Source organism: Brevibacillus formosus (genome assembly GCF_003013405.1).
GTDB classification, from domain to species: Bacteria; Bacillota; Bacilli; order Brevibacillales; family Brevibacillaceae; genus Brevibacillus; species Brevibacillus formosus.
The window spans coordinates 493,196-511,720 of the sequence record NZ_PXZL01000001.1 but is presented as its reverse complement, the minus strand read 5'-3'; the positions used below and the strand labels follow the sequence as shown (position 1 = coordinate 511,720).

18 protein-coding genes are annotated in these 18,525 nt (G+C 49.0%); 1 reads left to right on the top strand and 17 read right to left on the bottom strand.

Features of this window, described 5'->3' with window-relative positions; translation table 11 throughout:
* Positions 1-5: 5 nt before the first annotated feature.
* From smc to C7R91_RS02325, 17 genes are all read right to left on the bottom strand, one after another.
* Complete coding sequence (gene smc, locus C7R91_RS02405) at positions 6-3,578, bottom strand: chromosome segregation protein SMC (protein ID WP_047068000.1); 3,573 nt, start codon at positions 3,576-3,578, stop codon at positions 6-8.
* A gap of 259 nt (positions 3,579-3,837) precedes the next feature.
* A complete protein-coding gene (gene rnc / locus C7R91_RS02400; protein ID WP_026043146.1) occupies positions 3,838-4,524 on the bottom strand; it encodes a ribonuclease III in 687 nt (228 codons plus the stop codon).
* Between the two features lie 54 nt (positions 4,525-4,578).
* Entirely contained in the window at positions 4,579-5,820 is a 1,242-nt protein-coding gene (fabF, locus tag C7R91_RS02395; protein WP_047068003.1) for a beta-ketoacyl-ACP synthase II, read from the bottom strand.
* 136 nt (positions 5,821-5,956) lie between these two features.
* Positions 5,957-6,190: an acyl carrier protein gene (acpP, locus tag C7R91_RS02390; protein WP_005834336.1), complete on the bottom strand. Its 234-nt coding sequence runs from the start codon at positions 6,188-6,190 to the stop codon at positions 5,957-5,959.
* Between the two features lie 85 nt (positions 6,191-6,275).
* Entirely contained in the window at positions 6,276-7,016 is a 741-nt protein-coding gene (gene fabG / locus C7R91_RS02385) for a 3-oxoacyl-[acyl-carrier-protein] reductase (RefSeq protein WP_047068008.1), read from the bottom strand.
* A complete protein-coding gene (fabD, locus tag C7R91_RS02380; protein ID WP_047068010.1) occupies positions 7,010-7,960 on the bottom strand; it encodes an ACP S-malonyltransferase in 951 nt (316 codons plus the stop codon). Before fabD ends, fabG begins: the two co-directional genes overlap by 7 nt.
* Before the next feature lie 2 nt (positions 7,961-7,962).
* The gene (locus tag C7R91_RS02375; protein ID WP_047068614.1) at positions 7,963-8,979 is read right to left on the bottom strand and encodes a beta-ketoacyl-ACP synthase III; all 1,017 of its coding nucleotides are present in this window, start codon (positions 8,977-8,979) and stop codon (positions 7,963-7,965) included.
* A 5-nt stretch (positions 8,980-8,984) separates the two neighbouring features.
* Positions 8,985-9,992, bottom strand: a complete 1,008-nt coding sequence (gene plsX, locus C7R91_RS02370) for a phosphate acyltransferase PlsX (RefSeq protein ID WP_047068012.1) — start codon at positions 9,990-9,992, stop codon at positions 8,985-8,987.
* Between the two features lie 13 nt (positions 9,993-10,005).
* Complete coding sequence (gene fapR, locus C7R91_RS02365; RefSeq protein ID WP_047068014.1) at positions 10,006-10,596, bottom strand: transcription factor FapR; 591 nt, start codon at positions 10,594-10,596, stop codon at positions 10,006-10,008.
* Positions 10,597-10,723: 127 nt separating this feature from the next.
* Complete coding sequence (locus C7R91_RS02360) at positions 10,724-11,692, bottom strand: ABC transporter ATP-binding protein (RefSeq protein WP_047068016.1); 969 nt, start codon at positions 11,690-11,692, stop codon at positions 10,724-10,726.
* An 11-nt stretch (positions 11,693-11,703) separates the two neighbouring features.
* Entirely contained in the window at positions 11,704-12,492 is a 789-nt protein-coding gene (locus tag C7R91_RS02355; RefSeq protein ID WP_047068018.1) for an ABC transporter permease, read from the bottom strand.
* 4 nt (positions 12,493-12,496) lie between these two features.
* Positions 12,497-13,276, bottom strand: coding sequence for an ABC transporter permease (locus C7R91_RS02350; RefSeq protein WP_047068020.1), 780 nt, complete (start codon positions 13,274-13,276; stop codon positions 12,497-12,499).
* A 182-nt stretch (positions 13,277-13,458) separates the two neighbouring features.
* Positions 13,459-14,220, bottom strand: coding sequence for a DeoR/GlpR family DNA-binding transcription regulator (locus C7R91_RS02345; RefSeq protein ID WP_047068021.1), 762 nt, complete (start codon positions 14,218-14,220; stop codon positions 13,459-13,461).
* 151 nt (positions 14,221-14,371) lie between these two features.
* On the bottom strand, positions 14,372-14,542 hold the full coding sequence (rpmF, locus tag C7R91_RS02340; protein ID WP_005834357.1) for a 50S ribosomal protein L32: 171 nt from the start codon (positions 14,540-14,542) through the stop codon (positions 14,372-14,374).
* A 140-nt stretch (positions 14,543-14,682) separates the two neighbouring features.
* Positions 14,683-15,201, bottom strand: coding sequence for a YceD family protein (locus C7R91_RS02335; RefSeq protein ID WP_047068023.1), 519 nt, complete (start codon positions 15,199-15,201; stop codon positions 14,683-14,685).
* 85 nt (positions 15,202-15,286) lie between these two features.
* A complete protein-coding gene (locus tag C7R91_RS02330; protein WP_047068026.1) occupies positions 15,287-16,354 on the bottom strand; it encodes a SepM family pheromone-processing serine protease in 1,068 nt (355 codons plus the stop codon).
* A complete protein-coding gene (locus tag C7R91_RS02325) occupies positions 16,351-17,145 on the bottom strand; it encodes a patatin-like phospholipase family protein (RefSeq protein ID WP_047068027.1) in 795 nt (264 codons plus the stop codon). Before C7R91_RS02325 ends, C7R91_RS02330 begins: the two co-directional genes overlap by 4 nt.
* A 147-nt stretch (positions 17,146-17,292) precedes the next feature.
* On the opposite strand from C7R91_RS02325, the gene spoVV reads away from it, so the two are divergent.
* Complete coding sequence (spoVV, locus tag C7R91_RS02320; protein WP_047068029.1) at positions 17,293-18,525, top strand: dipicolinic acid transporter SpoVV; 1,233 nt, start codon at positions 17,293-17,295, stop codon at positions 18,523-18,525.

Genomic DNA, 18,525 nt, shown 5'->3' with positions numbered 1-18,525 from the left:
TCCGTTTAAGAGGCTGATTCGATAAACTTGTCACTGTCCTCCAGCTTCACGGAGACGAGTTTGGACACGCCGCCCTCCTGCATCGTGATACCGTATAGCACGTCTGCGCTCTCCATTGTGCCTTTTCTGTGTGTGACGCAAATAAACTGCGTCTGGTTGCTGAAATGGTGCATGTACTCGGCGAAACGGTTAACGTTTGCCTCATCCAAAGCGGCTTCTACCTCATCCAATACACAGAATGGCACTGGCTTCACACGCAGGATGGCAAAAAGCAAGGCCATTGCAGTCAAAGCACGTTCGCCCCCGGATAAGAGCGCAAGATTTTGCAGCTTCTTGCCAGGTGGCTGAGCCACGATATCGATGCCCGTCTCAAGCAGGTTATCTGGGTTGGAGAGTACGAGATCTGCACGTCCTCCTCCAAACAGTTGGACAAACACGTCGCGGAACTGCTCCGAGATCGCATCAAATGTTTCTTTGAAGCGGCGCGACATCTCCGCGTCCATTTCTTGGATCACTTGATAGAGCATGTCTTTTGCTTCATTCAAATCTGCTTCCTGCGAGCTTAAGAACTGCTGGCGCTCAGACAGGCGCTCATATTCCTCAATCGCGCCAAGATTCACAGTGCCAAGTGCCCCAATTTGCTTTTTGAGACGATTGACCACTTGTGTCTCTTCTTGAATCTCGCCACGTGCCGGATATTTTTGCTTCGCCAGGTCGTAACTCATTTCGTATTCTTCGGAGAGTTTATTCAACAGATGATCGAGCTCTACCTCGTTGCGGTTGACTTTTACTTCTTCCTGATGAAGCTTTTCCTCGAGTGATTTGACCTCGCGGCGGATTTCCTTCACCTGCTGTTCCACTTGCTCCTGTTTGTAAAAGAGAGTCGCCCGCTCGCTTCGCCGCTCTTGAATCAAGCCAGCTACACGGTCTTTATCCTGACGCAATTCGCTAATGCGCTGATCTAGCTCAAGCCCGGACGATTCGTTCGTACGCTCCAGCTCATCAAGAGATGCCAAGTTCGCGTTTTGTTCTTCCCATTCGCGCTGCAATTGGCTTTTTTGCTCAAGCAAGCGTTCTGTTTGCTCCAAGCGTGATTGATATTCTTGCTTGACCTGCGCATTCAGTACCTTGAAACTTGTTATTTTTTGATTCATTTCTTCTTTGGATTCGAGCTGCTCTTGGCGTTTCGCCTCTGCTTCTGCGATCTGCGCACCGAGCTCTTTTTCCTCTTGCTCCATGGCTGCCAAAGAGGCTTGCAGCTGCTCCTGCTTGCGTTTGGCTTCTTCCATCTCGCGGCGATAGCTTTCAATATCTTGTTCAACAAGCTTCGCTCGTTCGCACAAGGATCTGCCTTCCGATTCCTTTTGCTGCAAGAGTCCTTTTACTTCCTGTTCTTTCAGTCGCAGACTCTCGCCTTCTGTACGCAGAGCTTCTTGCTCCTGCTGCATTTGCGAAAGTTCCTTCGTTAACTGCTCCATAAGGGTAGTATGCCCAGAAATTGCCTGGTCGATTTCTACCAGCTGCGCTTCCAGTTCTTCTGACTGACGGTTGCGTCCAAGCAGGTTCGTGCTGTTCTTTTTCAAGGCCCCCCCTGTCATGGAACCGCCAGCATTCACGATATCGCCTTCCAGTGTCACGACCCGATAGCGGTAGCCAAGCGTACGGGCCACACGGTTTGCCTGCTCCAGCTTTTCCGTAATAATGACATTGCCCAATAGACTTTCGAGGATGGGTCGGTACGCTTCCTCAAAGGTCACGAGCTCACTCGCGATTCCGACGACTCCACTCTCCGCCTCCAGCTGGCGCTTATCGCTTGCCTGCAAGGTGCGAGGACGGATAACATCGAGCGGTAGAAATGTCGCCCTACCTGCATTGTGCTGCTTCAAGTGAGCAATGGCTGCACGACCAGATGCTTCGTTGTCCACGACGACGTTTTGCAGTGCGCCACCCAATGCGACCTCTATCGCTGTCTCGTATTGCTGTGGCACGACAACGAGCTCAGCGACCGCTCCATGAATTCCTTTGAAGCCCCGCTCGCGTGCTTTCAAAATTTCTTTTACCCCTTGTTGAAACCCTGCGAACTCCGACTGCATTTCTTTTAATAGGTCGAAACGAGACTTCGCTGCTTCTCGCTTTTGTTCCCAGTGACGCAGTTCTCGACGGGCTGTTTCAAGGCGGGCTTGTCCTTCGCGCATACCCTCGACCAGCTCTTTGTATCTAACGCCAGTTTCTTGAATAATAGAAACGATCTTCTCCAGTTGATCTTGGAGTTGGCTTAACTGAGCTAGCCGCTGCTCTTCTTCTTCATCGAGCTGTTTTTTTCCAGACAATTGACGTTCGACTCTGGCCTCGCTTGTCTTGAGAAGCTGCTCTTGATGACGATTTTCGTTGCGCAGATTCGCCATTTCGTTGAGCTTCTCAAAGTAATCGCTCTTCAAACGCTCCACGTCATCAGTCAGTGATTGCACCATGGAAAAAAATTGACCTTCTGCTTCTTGCAGCAAAGCGTGGGCTTCGGTCATGCGGCGATCCGCTTCCTTGGCCCGTTCTTGTTCTTCTGCCAGTTCTGCCTCAAGCCCGTGCTGCTTCTCGGTAATCCGATGCATCTGCTCCATCGTCTGCTGGCGATTGGCATTGAGATTGCGCATACGCTCCCGCAATACCTCACGTTGCCCTTCGACTTTCTCGGTCTCTTCGCTGACTGTCAAAAGTACTTGTTGGAGTTCTTCGATAGATTGGTCGATCTGGGTAACATGAAAACGCGCTTGCTCCAAATCAGCTTCTTGCTTGGATGCTTCGGTCGTTTGGCCGATTAACAGGTGCTTGAGTTCCTCTACGCGTCCTGTGGCGGCTTCCCACTTCGTATGAGCCGCTTCAATTTGTTGCACATAAAGAGCTACTTCATGCTCAACCAGCTGGCGATGAAGCTCCTTGTACGTCTTTGCTGTTTCTGCCTGCTCCTGCAAAGGTCCGATCTGCTCCGTAATTTCACTGACGATATCGTGAATACGCACCAAATTTTGCTCGGTGTCATCGAGCTTTTTCTCAGCCTCGCGTTTGCGTGTTTTGTATTTGACGATTCCGGCTGCTTCCTCAAATATTCCACGGCGATCCTCAGACTTGGTACTGAGAATTTCCTCAATTTTTCCTTGACCGATAATGGAATACGCTTCTTTACCCAGCCCGGTATCCATGAACAGCTCCATGATGTCTTTTAGACGGCAGGATCTGTTGTTTATGTAGTACTCACTGTCACCAGAACGATACACTCTGCGGGTAACGGATACCTCCGAATATTCCACATCAAGCGAACGGTCTGTATTGTCCAAGGTGAGTGTCACTTCTGCGAAATTCACTGGCTTGCGCTTGTCACTGCCCGCGAAAATAATGTCCTCCATTTTCGCTCCACGCAACGACTTCGCGCTCTGTTCCCCCAGCACCCAGCGGATCGAATCAGAAACGTTACTTTTCCCACTTCCATTCGGTCCCACTACAGCTGTTACCCCTGGTACAAATTCCAATTCCGTGCGATCGGCAAAGGATTTGAATCCAGCCAGCTCCAGGCGTTTCAAATACATACGTACGGTCCTCCTTAAGAAACCATCCAAGACTGCCTGCCAATTGACAGACTTACAAACATGCAAGGATCGGATGGTACCCGAAAAGAAGCCCCTGCATCGAACAGGAGCTACCTACTACGAGCCTACATGGTCATCTGTAGGTAAGTGTATCATAGATAGCGGTCATCTCGCAGTATTTTCCCTCTGTTTCCCACCCGAAAGAAAAAAGCTGCACCATCTTGTAGCAGATGATGCAGCCCTTCTCGCTGACGAGTGATTATTTATCCCCCAGCTTGACCAATGCTCGAGCAGCAGCTTGCTGTTCCGCTTCTTTCTTGGAACGGCCAGAGCCGATGCCAAGCGAACGATTGTTCAAAAGCACCTCAGATACGAATTCTCGATTATGAGCTGGTCCTTTTTCTTCTACAATTCGGTAATGGATGTCTCCCAGATTGTCTTGCTGAACAAATTCCTGCAACTGGCTCTTGAAGTCTGTTACCTGGGCAAACTCTCCCTTGTCGATGCGCGGGTACACGTATTTTTCCATAAAGGAAAAGACTGCGTCCAATCCTTGATCCAAGTAAAGCGCACCTACAAACGCCTCAAAAACGTCCGCTAGCAAGGCTGGTCGCTGACGTCCACCTGTCAGCTCTTCCCCTTTTCCCAGCAATACGAGATCGCCAAAATTCAACAGTTCAGCAAACTTGACGAGAGAAGGTTCACAGACAATGGCTGCACGCAGCTTCGTCATTTCCCCTTCGCTCATCTTCGGAAAAGTTTTATATAAAAACTGGGAGACGGTCAACTCCAGCACAGCATCCCCCAAAAACTCTAGCCGCTCATTGTCTGATATTCGTTTGCCGCGTTGCTCGTTCACGTAGGAAGAATGGGTGAATGCCTGCCGCAAAACACTTTCATCACGAAAGCGAAAGCCTATCGTTTCTTGCAGCTGTGCAAAATTCATCACCCTCACCACCATTCCAGGAGACTGCCTACTTTTTCTATCAGTAGGGCTCATTTATGCTTCGTATCGCTTCAGGATTACCGTTGCGTTGTGACCGCCGAATCCAAATGTATTGGAAACAGCCACATTGACGGTCGCCTTGCGCGCATGGTTCGGAACATAGTCCAGATCACATTCTGGATCCGGGTTTTCCAAGTTGATTGTCGGAGGCAAGACTTGATCACGCAGTGCATATGCTGTCGCGATTGCCTCGACCCCACCAGTAGCACCCAACAAATGGCCTGTCATCGATTTGGTTGAGCTGACAGCCAGTTTGTATGCGTGCTCGCCAAATACACTCTTGATCGCTTGTGTTTCTGCGATATCTCCTTGGCCAGTAGAAGTACCATGTGCATTAATATATTGAACTTCCGTTGGGTCAACGCCAGCGTCTTTCAGTGCGCTTGCCATGCAACGCGCTGCTCCTTCGCCACCAGGAGATGGAGAAGTAATATGGTGAGCATCTGCACTCATCCCGTAGCCAATGACTTCCGCGATGATCGTTGCTCCACGTTTTTTTGCATGCTCGAGCTCTTCTAGGATCAGAACACCAGCACCTTCGCCCATTACGAAGCCATCGCGATCTTTGTCAAACGGACGGCTCGCTTTTTGCGGCTCATCATTTCTGGTGGACATCGCTTTCGCTGAGCAAAAGCCTGCAAATGCCATTGGACGCACTGTTGCTTCTGCTCCACCTGCGATCATGACATCTGCGTGATCGAACTGGATCAAGCGCAGTGCATCACCGATCGCATTTGTACCTGTCGCACAAGCGGTAATCGCACTGGAAGTTGGTCCTTTTGCACCGTATTGAATGGATACTGCACCAGACGCCATATTCGCAATCAGCATCGGAATGAAGAAGGGACTCACGCGACGCGGTCCTTTTTCCAACAAGACGGAATGCTGCTCTTCCCATGTAGTCAGACCACCGATTCCGGACCCGATGTATACACCCACTCGTTCCGCATTTTCTGGCGTGATCTCCAGTTTTGCATCTTCTACAGCCATTTTGGCAGCAGCTAATCCAAACTGAACGAATCGGTCTGTACGTCGGATATCTTTCTTGTCCATATACTGCTCAGGATCGAAGTTTTTCACTTCGCCTGCAATTTGTGTTGGATAATCAGAAGCGTCAAAGGCAGCCACACGGTCAATGCCTGATTTTCCTTCCAGCAAGCTGTTCCAGAAAGTCTGCGCGTCATTCCCTACTGGAGAAACGACACCAACGCCAGTAATCACCACTCTGCGTTTCATTGCAATCACCTCTATATGAAAGTCAGCAGTCAGCTTCTTACATTCACTGCATGCAAAACGTGTATTTGTTCGGATTATGTACAGGTGGCTATTGAAGGAGAAGTCCCGTATGGTACGGGACTTCCAACAGATCATCCTACTTGTGAGATTCTATGTATTTAACAACCTCACCAACAGAAGTGATCTTTTCAGCATCTTCGTCGGAAATCTCTAAATCAAACTCATCTTCGAGTTCCATTACGAGTTCAACCACATCCAGGGAGTCAGCGCCCAGGTCTTCTTTGAAAGAAGCTTCCAAAGTAATTTTGGACTCATCTACACCCAGACGATCGACGATGATTTTCTTCACACGCTCCAAAGTATCTGCCATCTTGCTTCACCCCCTCTCCCGTATTATAGTGGATGAGCTTTCAAAAAACCAGTTTTCGTGAAAATGCTCAATTGAGGTTTTCTTTCTACATATACATTCCGCCGTCTACGTGCAGGGTCTGCCCTGTCATGTAGTTGGCAGCGTCGGATGCAAGGAACAGAACGACAGATGCGATATCATCTGTTTGTCCCAAACGGGCAAGCGGAATTTGGCTTGTAAGTCCTGCTTTTACATCCTCCGGCAATACAGCAGTCATTTCTGTATCGATAAATCCTGGTGCAACAGCATTTACCGTGATGTTGCGGCTAGCCAGCTCGCGAGCTGCCGTCTTCGTCAAGCCAATAACCCCAGCTTTTGCAGCTACGTAGTTAGCTTGTCCAGCGTTCCCCAGAACACCTACCACAGAAGTGATGTTGATGATTTTGCCTGAACGCTGCTTCATCATTGGGCGGGTCGCTGCCTTTACGCAGTTGAATACACCCTTCAGATTCGTCGCAATGACATCGTCCCACTCGTCTTCTTTCATGCGCATGATCAGGTTGTCACGAGTAATTCCCGCGTTGTTCACGAGAATATCGATCGCACCAAAATGATCCAAAGCAGCTTTGAACATGTCGTTGACATCTTCAGTAGAAGAAACGTTCGCGCGAATCATGATGGCATCGCGGCCCATTTCTTTAATCAGCGCAACAGTCTCGCTCGCTGCCGCCTCACTACCTGCGTAATTGACAACTACATTAGCGCCAGCTTCTGCCAGCTTCAAAGCAATCGCACGCCCAATACCACGGGAAGCCCCTGTGACCAGTGCTGTTTTTCCTGTTAACATAGTACCCCTCCGTTCAAAAGCTCAGTAAGTGAATCCATATCCTGTACCGAGATAATCGTCGTATCCGCTGGTGCGATTTTCTTGATCAAACCGGCCAAAACTTTTCCTGGACCGATTTCTACAAAGGTTGTCACTCCTGCTTCGACCATCCATTGTACAGAATCCTCCCACAAAACTGGAGCAGAAACTTGTTGAACCAATTGGTCTACTATGATTGCAGCTTCAGACACTGGTCTGGCCGTTACGTTTGCCACAACAGGCACAGTCGCTTCTTGTACCGTAACGCCAGCCAAAACTGCTTTCAGTTTATCTGCTGCCGGCTGCATCAAGCTCGAGTGGAACGGACCGCTTACATTCAATGGAAGGACACGCTTTGCGCCCGCTTCCTTCGCTTTTTCACCGGCCAGCTTCACACCTTCAGCAGAACCAGAGATTACAATTTGCCCTGGGCAGTTCATGTTCGCTAATTGAACAGGATGTCCAGATGCTGCTACTTCTTCGCAAACCGCATGCAGTGCTGCACGGTCCATGTTCAAGACAGCGGCCATTGCACCTTTTCCCGCTGGCACTGCCTCTTCCATGAACTGACCACGAGCTCGCACTGTTTTGACCGCATCTGCAAAGGACAAAGCCCCTGCTGCAACCAAAGCAGAATACTCACCCAAGCTGTGGCCTGCTACGAACGCAGGCTTATAGTCAGGCAACTTTTCGTTCAATGCTGCCATAACAGCGATGCTTGCTGTCAAAATAGCTGGCTGTGTATTTGCCGTCAGCTTCAATTCCTCTTCTGGTCCTGCAAAACACAGTCCCGACAAGGAAAAGCTGAGTGCCTCATCAGCCTGCTCAAATATGTGACGGGCCGCTTCCGATTGTTCGGAGAGAGCTTGCCCCATTCCTACAAATTGTGAACCTTGCCCCGGAAAAACAAAGGCTACTTTTCCCATTCCTACTTGCTCCCTTCTGCCGGAGTCGTGCACCACTTCAAGAGCGTCGCTCCCCAAGTCAAGCCGCCACCAAACCCTACCAGAATCAGGTTATCGCCTTCTTTTACACGACCAGCCTTTACTGCTTCATCCAACGCTACAGGAATGGAAGCAGAGGACATGTTTCCATAGCGATCCAGGTTGATCGCTACTTTATCCTCAGACAGACCGAAACGCTGTACGGCAGAGTCGATAATGCGTTTGTTTGCCTGATGCGGCACCAACAGGTCGATCTCTTCCTTTGATACACCCGCTTTGGACAAGACAGCCTCTGTTGCTGAATTCATGACGCGAACGGCGAATTTGAAAACTTCTCCGCCTGCCATGTAGAGATAGTGCAATCCTTGTTCGACAGACTCAGCAGATGCAGGCGTTCTGGAACCACCTGCCGGCAAGCACAAGAGGGACCCGCCTGATCCATCCGCGCCGAGCTCAAAGGACTGGAAGCCGTAGCCCTCGGTAACTTCACCGATAACAGCCGCACCCGCACCGTCTCCGAACAAGACACATGTATTTCGATCTTTGTAATTCGTAATTTTGGACAAGGTCTCAACGCCTACGACCAACACTTTTTTGTACAAACCGTTTTGGATGAACTGAGTCGCTGTCGTAATTCCGTACAAAAAGCCTGTGCAAGCTGCGGAAAGATCCATGGCAGCCGCACGTGTAGCGCCCAGCTTTTCTTGCAGCAAGCAAGCAGTAGACGGGAACGACATATCAGGCGTTACGGTCGCGACAATGATCATATCCAGTTCTTCTGCGCTGATGTTTGCTTTTTCGAGCGCTTCTTTGGCAGCCTCGTAAGCCAAGTCGGAGGAAGCTTGCTCCGGTGAGCTGATGCGGCGTTCTCTGATTCCAGTACGGGAAACAATCCACTCATCAGATGTTTCCACCATTTTCTCCAGATCAAAGTTCGTCAACACCCGCTCCGGGGTATAAGAGCCTGTAGACAAAATTCCTACTGAACGCTTTGTACTCATCTGCTTCACTCGCTTTCTCCCAAAGTATTTTTCTGTAATGATTGCTGGATAATCTCGTTCACGTCCTGCTGAATAAACCGCGTAGCACTGACAATGGCGTTTTTCATCGCACGCTCATTTGAGGAACCGTGGGCCTTGATCACAGGGGATTTCAATCCCAGCAAGGGAGCACCACCGTATTCCGCATAATCCATTTTCTTTTTAAAACGAACCAATCCTGGTTTCAGAATGGCCGCTCCTAGCTTATTAATGAGGCTAGACATAAACTCCTGCTTCAACTGCGAAAAGATTGTGGAAGCAGCACCCTCTACGGCCTTTAACAAAACATTTCCTACAAAGCCGTCGCATACGAGCACATCACAGGCTCCTTGCATAACATCACGTGCTTCCACATTTCCTATAAAGTTCAGGTCAGCTTCTTGAAGGAGAGGAAAAACCGCTTTCGTCAATTCGTTTCCTTTTCCTTCTTCCGTCCCGACATTGAGCAAGCCTACTGTCGGACGCTCGAAGCCCAACACTTTTTCAGCATACAAGCTCCCCATCACCGCGTATTGTACAAGCTGATGCGGCTTGGCATCCATATTGGCTCCGACGTCCAGCGTCAGTGTTACGCGGCCTTTTGTATTCGGGATATAGGCACAAAGCGCAGGGCGCTCGATTCCATCCATGCGACCTGCGTACAGCAAGCCTGCTGTCATTAATGCGCCTGTATTCCCAGCCGAGATCATCGCGTCGACTTTTTTCTCGCGGGCCATCTCAACAGCTACGACCAGCGAAGAATTTTTCTTGCGCCGAACAGCTCGAACCGGTTCATCATCTGGCAAAATCACTTCCGCTGCAGGAACGATTTCAATGTTTGCCGGAATATCCTGCGGCAAGTGGTTCCGAATAGCCTGTTCATCTCCCACCAATACAACTGTAATGGCCGGGTTTTCCTTGATGGCAGCAAGCGCCCCTAATACCGTACTCTTCGGTGCGTGATCGCCGCCCATCGCATCCACTGCAATTCGCAACCGTGACTCCTCCTTACTCCTCATCCATGCTGTTATGGTAGCTCGACATTTCAACTACACGGAAGGTTGCGGTAAAGACCAATTCACCTTGGACCTTCGTCTCTACACGCACCTTGCATTCGTCGCCGTTACGGCTTCTCACCAAGGCTTTGGCAACCAGCTTTTCCCCTGCTCGTACAGGACGGACAAAGCGGATCCTCGCTGTAGCTGTCAACGCTACCTCTGCGTTGATTACTGCTACTGCCAATGAGTTGGCCTGAGCAAATATATAATGCCCTCGGGCAATTTGTGTTTTCGAAAAAACATGCTCTTCTTTAATTTCCAAAACGGAAATGGCCTGTGAATCGAGCTGTAGATCAATAATCTCACCGATGATTTCATCGATGCCCAATGATTTTACAGGATCAAGACTTTTCTCTGCGACTGTCTTGATACGTTCACGTAGCTCCGGTATGCCTAATTCCAGTCTGTCTAAGCGTATGGTTTGAATACTGACACGAAATAACTCAGCCAGATCTTCGTCCGTCGCAAATGGGTTATCCGCCAGATACTGCACTAAGCGGGACTGGCGATCTTTTTTTGGCAAGCGGGCGATGCTGAACACCCCCTTAAGCAGGATTCAGTTGTACTATGTATGATTGCGATCTGTTTTTAATACCTGGTACCAAAACACAGTATAAGGGAGAAGATGTGGAATTACAAGTGTCGATCACGAAATTAGGTAGCCATCCCTAACGATAAATGAGACGAATGATCTCCTCAATCCCCGGTTCTTTCATCTGGATGTCCAAAGGCTCACCCCACCCCGCCACTTCGGCAAGGATTCGCGGCGAAGAAATTTTTCCTTTGTCGAAGTAAATCGAAAGTACATTCTCTGACAGCTCCATCCGCTCGATTCCCTCTAGGTCGTAAAGCTTTTCAGGCGGTTGTCGAAATTCAATTCGTATGAGACTTGGCAGCCCTATCTGGCGTCGCAAATCGGCCAAGCTCGTATCCATCATCTTTTTGCCATGATTGATCACGATAATCCGGTTGCAGAGCTGTTCAATATCGTCCATATCATGAGTCGTCAATAGAATGGTCTTCTTCTGGGTCTGATTCACGTCTTTCAAAAAAGCTCTGATGCGAGTCTTCGCAACCACATCCAACCCAATCGTCGGCTCGTCTAAAAACAGGACAGGCGGATCATGCAGCAGAGCGGCCGCTAAATCAGCTCTCATCCTTTGACCTAACGACAACTTGCGCACTGGCGTATCAAGGAATTCATGGAGGTCCAGCAGTTCCTGATACACCTCCATCGATCGTCGATACGCCTTGTCGTCAATCTTGTACATCGCTTGCAAAATTTCGAAGGAATCTCTGACTGGCAGATCCCACCAAAGCTGTGTTCGTTGCCCGAACACCACTCCGATTTGTGAGGCTACCTGAATTCTTTCTCGTTGCGGACTATAACCGCCGATTCGTATTTCCCCCTGACTGGGATGAAGAATTCCTGCCAGCATTTTGATTGTCGTCGATTTTCCTGCGCCATTCGGCCCGATGTATCCCACGAACTCTCCTCTGTCAATGGAAAAGGAGATATCGTGGACGGCTTTGACTTCCCTTCGTTCACGTGAAAAGAGTGTTCGTAGAGAAGCAAAGCGCCCCTCTTTCGCTTGATTCAGGAAAAATGATTTTTCGATGTGCTTTGCTTCAATCATGTTACCCCTCCTTAGCTCCCTGTACTATGGTAGTGTCGAACCCCAACATTCCACAGCATACGAGCGAAATAAAAAGCACTTGCTGCGGCTACCGGGGTGAGGATCGGATAAAACCATTCGCTCCCTTTGCCCAACAGCGTCAGCATTGGCAAATAATTCATATACGCAATCGGAATCGCTGAGAAAAACAGCCATTTGAGCCAGCTTGGATATAGCCCGATCGGATAATTGGAAGCATTGGCTGGCGCATAGATGGTAAAGGTCAGCATGTCTTTCATCTGATGCGTCCAAAAAGCGACCCCAGCCGTAGCAAGACCAATGGAGAAATAGATCACTCCGCCAGACAAAATGGCAACCGGTGAGAATAGCATCAACCCCATGATCGATTGCCCTTCCGCCGCAAGACCCGACAAGGAGATGACCAAAACAGACACCCCTTGCACCAAACCTCCCACTCTCGACAAATCAAGATTCCGAGTCAATAGCAGAAGCAAAGGTGAAACAGGCCGGATGAGCAATTGATCGAGCTCCCCTTGTACGATGTACTTCTCAAAGTCGTTAATTTCCGGGGCAAACAGTCGATACAAGGAGACAGATGCCGAGGAAATCCCGTAAAGCATCCCAACCTCGTAAATATTCCACCCGACCACATCGTGAAATCGGTACAAAATGGCAGAGAGAATAATAAAATCGAGCACCATAATCATTCCAGTCGTGGCAGCGCTCGTGACAAAATTTATCTTGTACTGCATTTGCGAACGAATGCTGGCCGCAATCAGTTTGCGATAGAGGGGAAACATGTGGTTATCCTCCTTGAATTTCAAGCTTTCTTCTTGCCATGGTCGTCACCAATAAAGCAACTACCGTTAAAACGAGCGCCCAGCCAGCTTGGACAAGCATGCCATAAGGAGGAGCAAGCTCTAGCAAGGTCATAACTGGATAATAGATCATCGCGGAAAAGGGTAAATAAGGTGCAATTTTTCCAATCATTCCGGGCATCAAGTCTATCGGAATCATTTGTCCACCTAACCCAAAGATCAATGACAAAAGGATGAGGTGTACCCAGCGAATTTCTGTCGTCCAGAAGGAAGAAATGCCCGCGAGATAAAAGAGCAACATACCTATGTAAGTTCCTAGCAGAAGCGAGAGGATAAACCAGAAGTAAGTGAACGGATCAGAGGGGAAAAAGAAGCCTACCGCTAACCCTAGCAGCAAGCCGATCGGAACACTTCGGTAACAAGCATTGTACAGAAGTCGTCCAAACTCCTGACTAAGCATGTACCAAAGATAATGAACAGGCTTGATCATATCCAGACTGACAGCCCCACTTCTTACCGCTATTTGTACATTCAGACCTGGGGACAGAAATGTTGTCATCCAGAGAACACTTTGGCAAATCGCGATGTAATACCCCATCGTTTTGACATCATAGGGGCCATATACTTGTTTTCCAGAAAGGACACCCGTCCAAATGGCAATAAAAACAAGCCCAAAAATCGAGCTTGCGACATTGTTGACGACATGCGATAAACGATACTGAAGATTTCGACGATAGCTCTTGCGAATAATCCGCCAATAGACCATAAAACCCTCCTCTTGGAAAAGTCAGGATTACCAGAATAGCAGGGGCCGTACACAAATGCAAGAAAAAAGAAAGAGCCCTCCCCATTGAAGGACTCCCTCTGATAAATCCATTTGCTGTCACGCTGGTCACCCATTCACGCCAGCCAAATGGAACTTATCCTCTTTTTTATGGATCAATAGCTTCATGTGGAAGCTACAATCACCTCTACATCGTTAGCGTGCAAAGCCTCCGCTATTTCCTTTTCAGGCAGCTTATCGGTGACGATAATATCGATCTGGTCAAAACCTGCAACGCGGTACAGCATGCTTTTTCCAAACTTGGTATGGTCAGTAAGTATGATCACTTGATCGGCCCGCTTGATCATTTCTTTGATCAGAAAACCGTGATCTTCCTGCGTAGACATGAGCCCTTCCTTTGTAAGACCGCATGCACCAACCAGTACTTTATCCACATGAAAATCAGCGAGGTTTTGAATCACGCGTGTACCAAGCACACATTGATCCTCGGCATGTACGTCTCCGCCCAAAAGCTTGACAAGAACGCCTTCTTTTCGGGACATACTGGCGGCAGTCGCTAATGAATTCGTGATGATGACGTGGTCACGGGTCTGCAAGGATTCCACCGTGAGCTGAACAGTTGTGGACGCATCGAGCAGCATATAGTCGCCGTCTTTGATCAGACGGGCCGCCGCTGCCGCAATACTGCGCTTTCCTGTCAAATCAAGCTGCATTCGTTCCTGATGGGAGTAGTTCTTTTTATTGAGGCTGGGCAGTACTGCTCCTCCCCTGGTCCGCAGGATTTGTCCCTGCTCCTCCAGCTTGACGATATCACGCCTCGCTGTGTCACGGGAAACCCCAAACTGCTCAACTACTTCTTGCACACTGATTCGCTGGTGCTCCTGCAAGTACGCAAGAATCGCAGCGAGCCTCTCCTCTTGAAACACGAAGCCTCAACCCCATCCTTATCTTACCTTCATTATAAGTCATTTAAGCAATTTACGCAAGCGATAATAAGCGTTTGTAAGTATTTATAAGCAAAAGGAAGGAACAAAAAAAGCAAGGCGATTTCTCACCTTGCTTTCTTAGCAGCGAATATTACTTCGCTACTTTCACGCCTTTGTAGTGACCGCAGCTTGGGCAAACACGATGCGCAAGCTTGTATTCGCTGCAATTATCGCATTTGATCATGCCTGGAATCTCTAATTTGAAGTGCGTACGACGCATTCTTTTACGGGTTTTGGAAGTTCTCCGTTGAGGTACTGCCATCTTCCTTACACCTCCTTCAACTGACAAATGCTAAGAAGCTCTATTGGGTGGACAGTATAGGCAAAATGCTTATGCCATCCTTCAAAAATGAGACGCTGCCACGAATGGTCGGCGAATCATCTTGAATACAGTAAGAATACTTATTTGCTGTCTTTGAAAAAGTCAGCCAACCCAGCCAAACGCGGGTCAACACGCTCATTCTTGCAGCTGCATGCCACATCATTACGGTTCACACCGCAAGTCGGGCACAGACCTTTGCAATCCTCCTCGCAAAGCGGAAAGGTCGGCATTGCCAGTAAGAAATCCTCTTGCAGCAGCGAGTCCAGCTCAATTTCATCGCCTTCCAGAGGAAGGATATCGCTGTCCTCGTCATCTTGCAGGATTGGATCATCCGCAAGCGCAAATGTCTCAGAGAAATCTACTGTTGCCTGATCGACAAAAGGATTCAAGCATCTCGCGCAGACAAAATTCACATCTGCCTTCATGCTCCCTTTTACGTAATAGAGATTGCCCAGCTGTACAACTTCACCACTCGCTGTCACAGGAGTAATCCCGCGAATCTCGTGATGGCGCTTCTTCAGCTCATCTGCATCCAAGGTTACCTGGAATGGCAACGGCTCTCCTTTTCGGTGCTCTAACTCTGCTAACTTAATGTTCATAGCATTTTCACCTCATGCACAACAAAGATGATTATAGACCCTGCCCAAAGCTTTGTCAACCATTTTTGCTTGACAGCTAGTTTGCTCAGGTAGATTTCGGTTTTTGTCCATTCAAGTACGTAATCGCTTCTTCTACCGTCTTGATCGGAACCACTTTCATTGAAGTTCCAATCCGCTTGGCAGTCGCTAACGCCTCCTCGTAATTGGAGCTCGTATCTGGCGTATCCTGCGGAGCAAAGAAGATCTCTGCGCCGGCTTTGTCCGCTGCGATTACCTTTTGATTAATGCCACCGATCCTGCCTACTTTTCCGTCCAACGAAATCGTGCCTGTTCCTGCAATTTTATAGCCTTTTGTCAAATCCGTCTCCGTATTTAACTGGTCATAAATCTCCAGGGTCATCATTAAACCAGCAGAAGGACCACCAATCCCTTGAGAGGCAATGGTTACTTCTTTCGGAATGATGATTTCCTGTTTGTTGTCAGGGCGTACACCAATTCCAACTGACTTGGATTCAGGTAGTGGTTCCAAGGTTAACATCGTTTTGGCCTCTTGTCCATCTCTTGTGTACGTAATTTCGACTTGATCCCCTGCTTTTTTTGTAGAGAGGGCTGTCAGCAAATCTTTTGCCTCAGACGTGCGAACCTCGTCTACATACGTAATGACATCTCCGATTTGCAATGCTTTATGGGCAGGGAACCCTTCTAGAGTACCCATCACCCACACACCCTGCTTCTCGATTTTCACTTCAAAACCGGCAAGGCGGAATGCGACTGCCTCCGCAATTTTTTGTGAATTGTCCATGACCGCTTGTTCTCGACGGATAAAATCTTCGCTGTCCTCGCCCTTGCCTACAACCAGCTCCTTGGGCAACAACTCAACATCCTGCGCCATTTTTGCATACCAATACCACAGCAAATTCGCTTCGCCCATGCGAACCGTCGTGAGCATGAAGGATCCCGTGTCGTCTTTCTTGCCGCCCTCCACTTGAATCATCGGCCCCAACTCAATCGCTGAACCCGGACGACTCACGTAATAATTCGTCGGTACAAAAAAGGAAATGCCCAACAAGACAAAAACCAAGGCAAGTATCCAGCTAAAGCCTCTGGTTCCTGTAGATCTGCGTCTGTTGGCATAAAGCTGTTCCTCACTCATTCTTGTGCCTCCCAATTTGCAATTCGTTCCTGAATGCGTTCAATATGTTCAGTGCCCGCACGTTCGCCTAGCTCGATAATTTCTTCGACACCCGTGTACGCGATACTGCTATAGTGTCCAACATCCGGTCTGATTACGATGTCTGCCGCAATGATTCGATGTCGCAGAATTTCCCTTTCCATCACATCAATCGTCTGGGCGATGACATCAAAAATACTTTTGACCTCCATCCGTGTATCGAATTGGGCGACATCTACCGCAATCACGATATCGGCACCCATGTCACGTAGCACCGTCACCGGCACACGATCAATAACTCCTCCGTCGACTAAAAGCCGCCCCCCTACTTTTTCAGGAACGAAGATGCCTGGAATGGATATGCTCGCTCTCACCGCTTGATCAATTGGGCCTTCTCGAAATACAACTCGCTCCCCTGTTTCAATATCCGTTGCCACAATGGCAATCGGCTTGTTCAGCTCTTCCAAGCGCTTTCCGTGTGTTAACAGACGAATTAATTGCTTGATCTTTTCCCCCGTAACAAAGCCCATGCTGGGCACGGTTAAATCGAGCCAATGCTTGCGTTTTAAATTCAGGGCAAGCTTTCCCATCATGTGCGGTTCAATTCCGTTGGCATAGACGGCTCCAATCAAACTCCCCATACTGGAGCCAGCCAGCATGTCAATCTGGATGCCATGTGCTTCTAGCGCATTCAATACACCAATATGTGCAAAACCGCGAGCGCCCCCAGAACCCAGGGCTACACCCACGATTGGTTTACGCTTTGTCTGCATGGAAAAACCCCTCCCCGTAACCAGCCTATGTGGTAAATGGCTGTACCTTTCACACTTGGGAGATATTCGTCGACCAAGCTTACGCATAGTTCTCCCGCCTGCCACGTAGACATGTACTACTACTTTTCTTCGATTCAGGAGGAATCCATGTCACGCCACTCACCCGTACTTACTTTGTTGCTCGCCATCTCGACAGTTTTCATTGTTATTTCGTTGATTGCTTACTCGCAGATTTCTTTTGAAGCTGCCGTACGCGGTCTGAAAATATGGTGGGAGGTAGTTTTCCCCTCTACCCTTCCCTTTATTGTGCTGTCTGAGGTGTTGATGGGTCTGGGCGTCGTTCATTTCGTCGGCGTGTTACTGGAGCCATTAATGCGCCCACTGTTTAACGTTCCGGGCACTGGCGGGTTCGTACTGGCTATGGGCTTCTCGTCCGGTTATCCGGTAGCCGCAAAGCTGACTACACGCCTGCGTCTGCAAGGCAATGTGACGAAGGCTGAAGGTGAACGTCTCGTCTCCTTTACAACGACGGGAGACCCCTTATTCGTCATGGGAGCAGTGGCAATCGGCTTTTTCCACAGTGAGCAAATGGGCATTATTCTAGCCCTAACTCATTATTTGTCAGCTGTACTCATGGGCGTAATCTATCGTTTTCATGCGCCTTTTGCCATTACTTCAGCCCCATTGGAGAAAAATTCACTGCCTCTTCCTTTACGCGCGTTGCAAGCGATGCATCGGGCACGTGTCCGTGACGGACGTCCGTTCGGAAAATTAATGGGAGAAGCGGTGCAATCCGCTCTGAATACCTTGTTCATGATCGGTGGCTTCATCATTGTTTTTTCGGTCTTAATTCAACTATTCTCCACGATTCATTTGACGCAAATCATCAGTACGCTTCTCTCGGTTTTCCTCGGCCCCTTTGGTTTTCCGCCAGCCTTTTCCCAAGCAATCGTGGCTGGTTTGTTCGAAGTAACCCTTGGCGCACAGGCAGCGAGCATTGTGCCTGATAATGTTTCCTTGGTCTGGAAAGCGGCCATTGCCAGTGCGATATTGTCTTGGGGCGGTTTGAGCGTTCACGCGCAGGTCGCAAGTATCTTGAGTGAAACGGATATTCGTGTCGCCCCTTACTTGATTGCCAGAGCGCTGCACGCTTTGCTGGCTGCGATTTTGACCTTTGTCTTCTGGGGGCCACTTGCCACAGTCAGCTCCTGGTTCGTGGAGAAAGCCGTCCCCGTATTTGTGCATGTGAAATCCGAGATTCCGACGACGAGTTGGTGGGAGACCTTGCTACTATCAGGGGGAATCGCCATCGGTGTCGGTGCGATTCTGTTGTGTACCAGCCTGACTCTTTCGCGTATGAACCGCAGCAAGACGCGATAG

Excerpts from the sequence above, each read along its gene's own strand:
- smc (WP_047068000.1), bottom strand. The coding sequence starts at position 3,578 with ATGTATTTGAAACGCCTGGAGCTGGCTGGATTCAAATCCTTTGCCGAT.
- rnc (WP_026043146.1), bottom strand. The coding sequence starts at position 4,524 with ATGAATTTTGCACAGCTGCAAGAAACGATAGGCTTTCGCTTTCGTGAT.
- fabF (WP_047068003.1), bottom strand. The coding sequence starts at position 5,820 with ATGAAACGCAGAGTGGTGATTACTGGCGTTGGTGTCGTTTCTCCAGTA.
- acpP (WP_005834336.1), bottom strand. The coding sequence starts at position 6,190 with ATGGCAGATACTTTGGAGCGTGTGAAGAAAATCATCGTCGATCGTCTG.
- fabG (WP_047068008.1), bottom strand. The coding sequence starts at position 7,016 with ATGTTAACAGGAAAAACAGCACTGGTCACAGGGGCTTCCCGTGGTATT.
- fabD (WP_047068010.1), bottom strand. The coding sequence starts at position 7,960 with ATGGGAAAAGTAGCCTTTGTTTTTCCGGGGCAAGGTTCACAATTTGTA.
- C7R91_RS02375 (WP_047068614.1), bottom strand. The coding sequence starts at position 8,979 with ATGAGTACAAAGCGTTCAGTAGGAATTTTGTCTACAGGCTCTTATACC.
- C7R91_RS02360 (WP_047068016.1), bottom strand. The coding sequence starts at position 11,692 with ATGATTGAAGCAAAGCACATCGAAAAATCATTTTTCCTGAATCAAGCG.
- C7R91_RS02355 (WP_047068018.1), bottom strand. The coding sequence starts at position 12,492 with ATGTTTCCCCTCTATCGCAAACTGATTGCGGCCAGCATTCGTTCGCAA.
- C7R91_RS02350 (WP_047068020.1), bottom strand. The coding sequence starts at position 13,276 with ATGGTCTATTGGCGGATTATTCGCAAGAGCTATCGTCGAAATCTTCAG.
- rpmF (WP_005834357.1), bottom strand. The coding sequence starts at position 14,542 with ATGGCAGTACCTCAACGGAGAACTTCCAAAACCCGTAAAAGAATGCGT.
- C7R91_RS02335 (WP_047068023.1), bottom strand. The coding sequence starts at position 15,201 with ATGAACATTAAGTTAGCAGAGTTAGAGCACCGAAAAGGAGAGCCGTTG.
- C7R91_RS02330 (WP_047068026.1), bottom strand. The coding sequence starts at position 16,354 with ATGAGTGAGGAACAGCTTTATGCCAACAGACGCAGATCTACAGGAACC.
- C7R91_RS02325 (WP_047068027.1), bottom strand. The coding sequence starts at position 17,145 with ATGCAGACAAAGCGTAAACCAATCGTGGGTGTAGCCCTGGGTTCTGGG.
- spoVV (WP_047068029.1), top strand. The coding sequence starts at position 17,293 with ATGTCACGCCACTCACCCGTACTTACTTTGTTGCTCGCCATCTCGACA.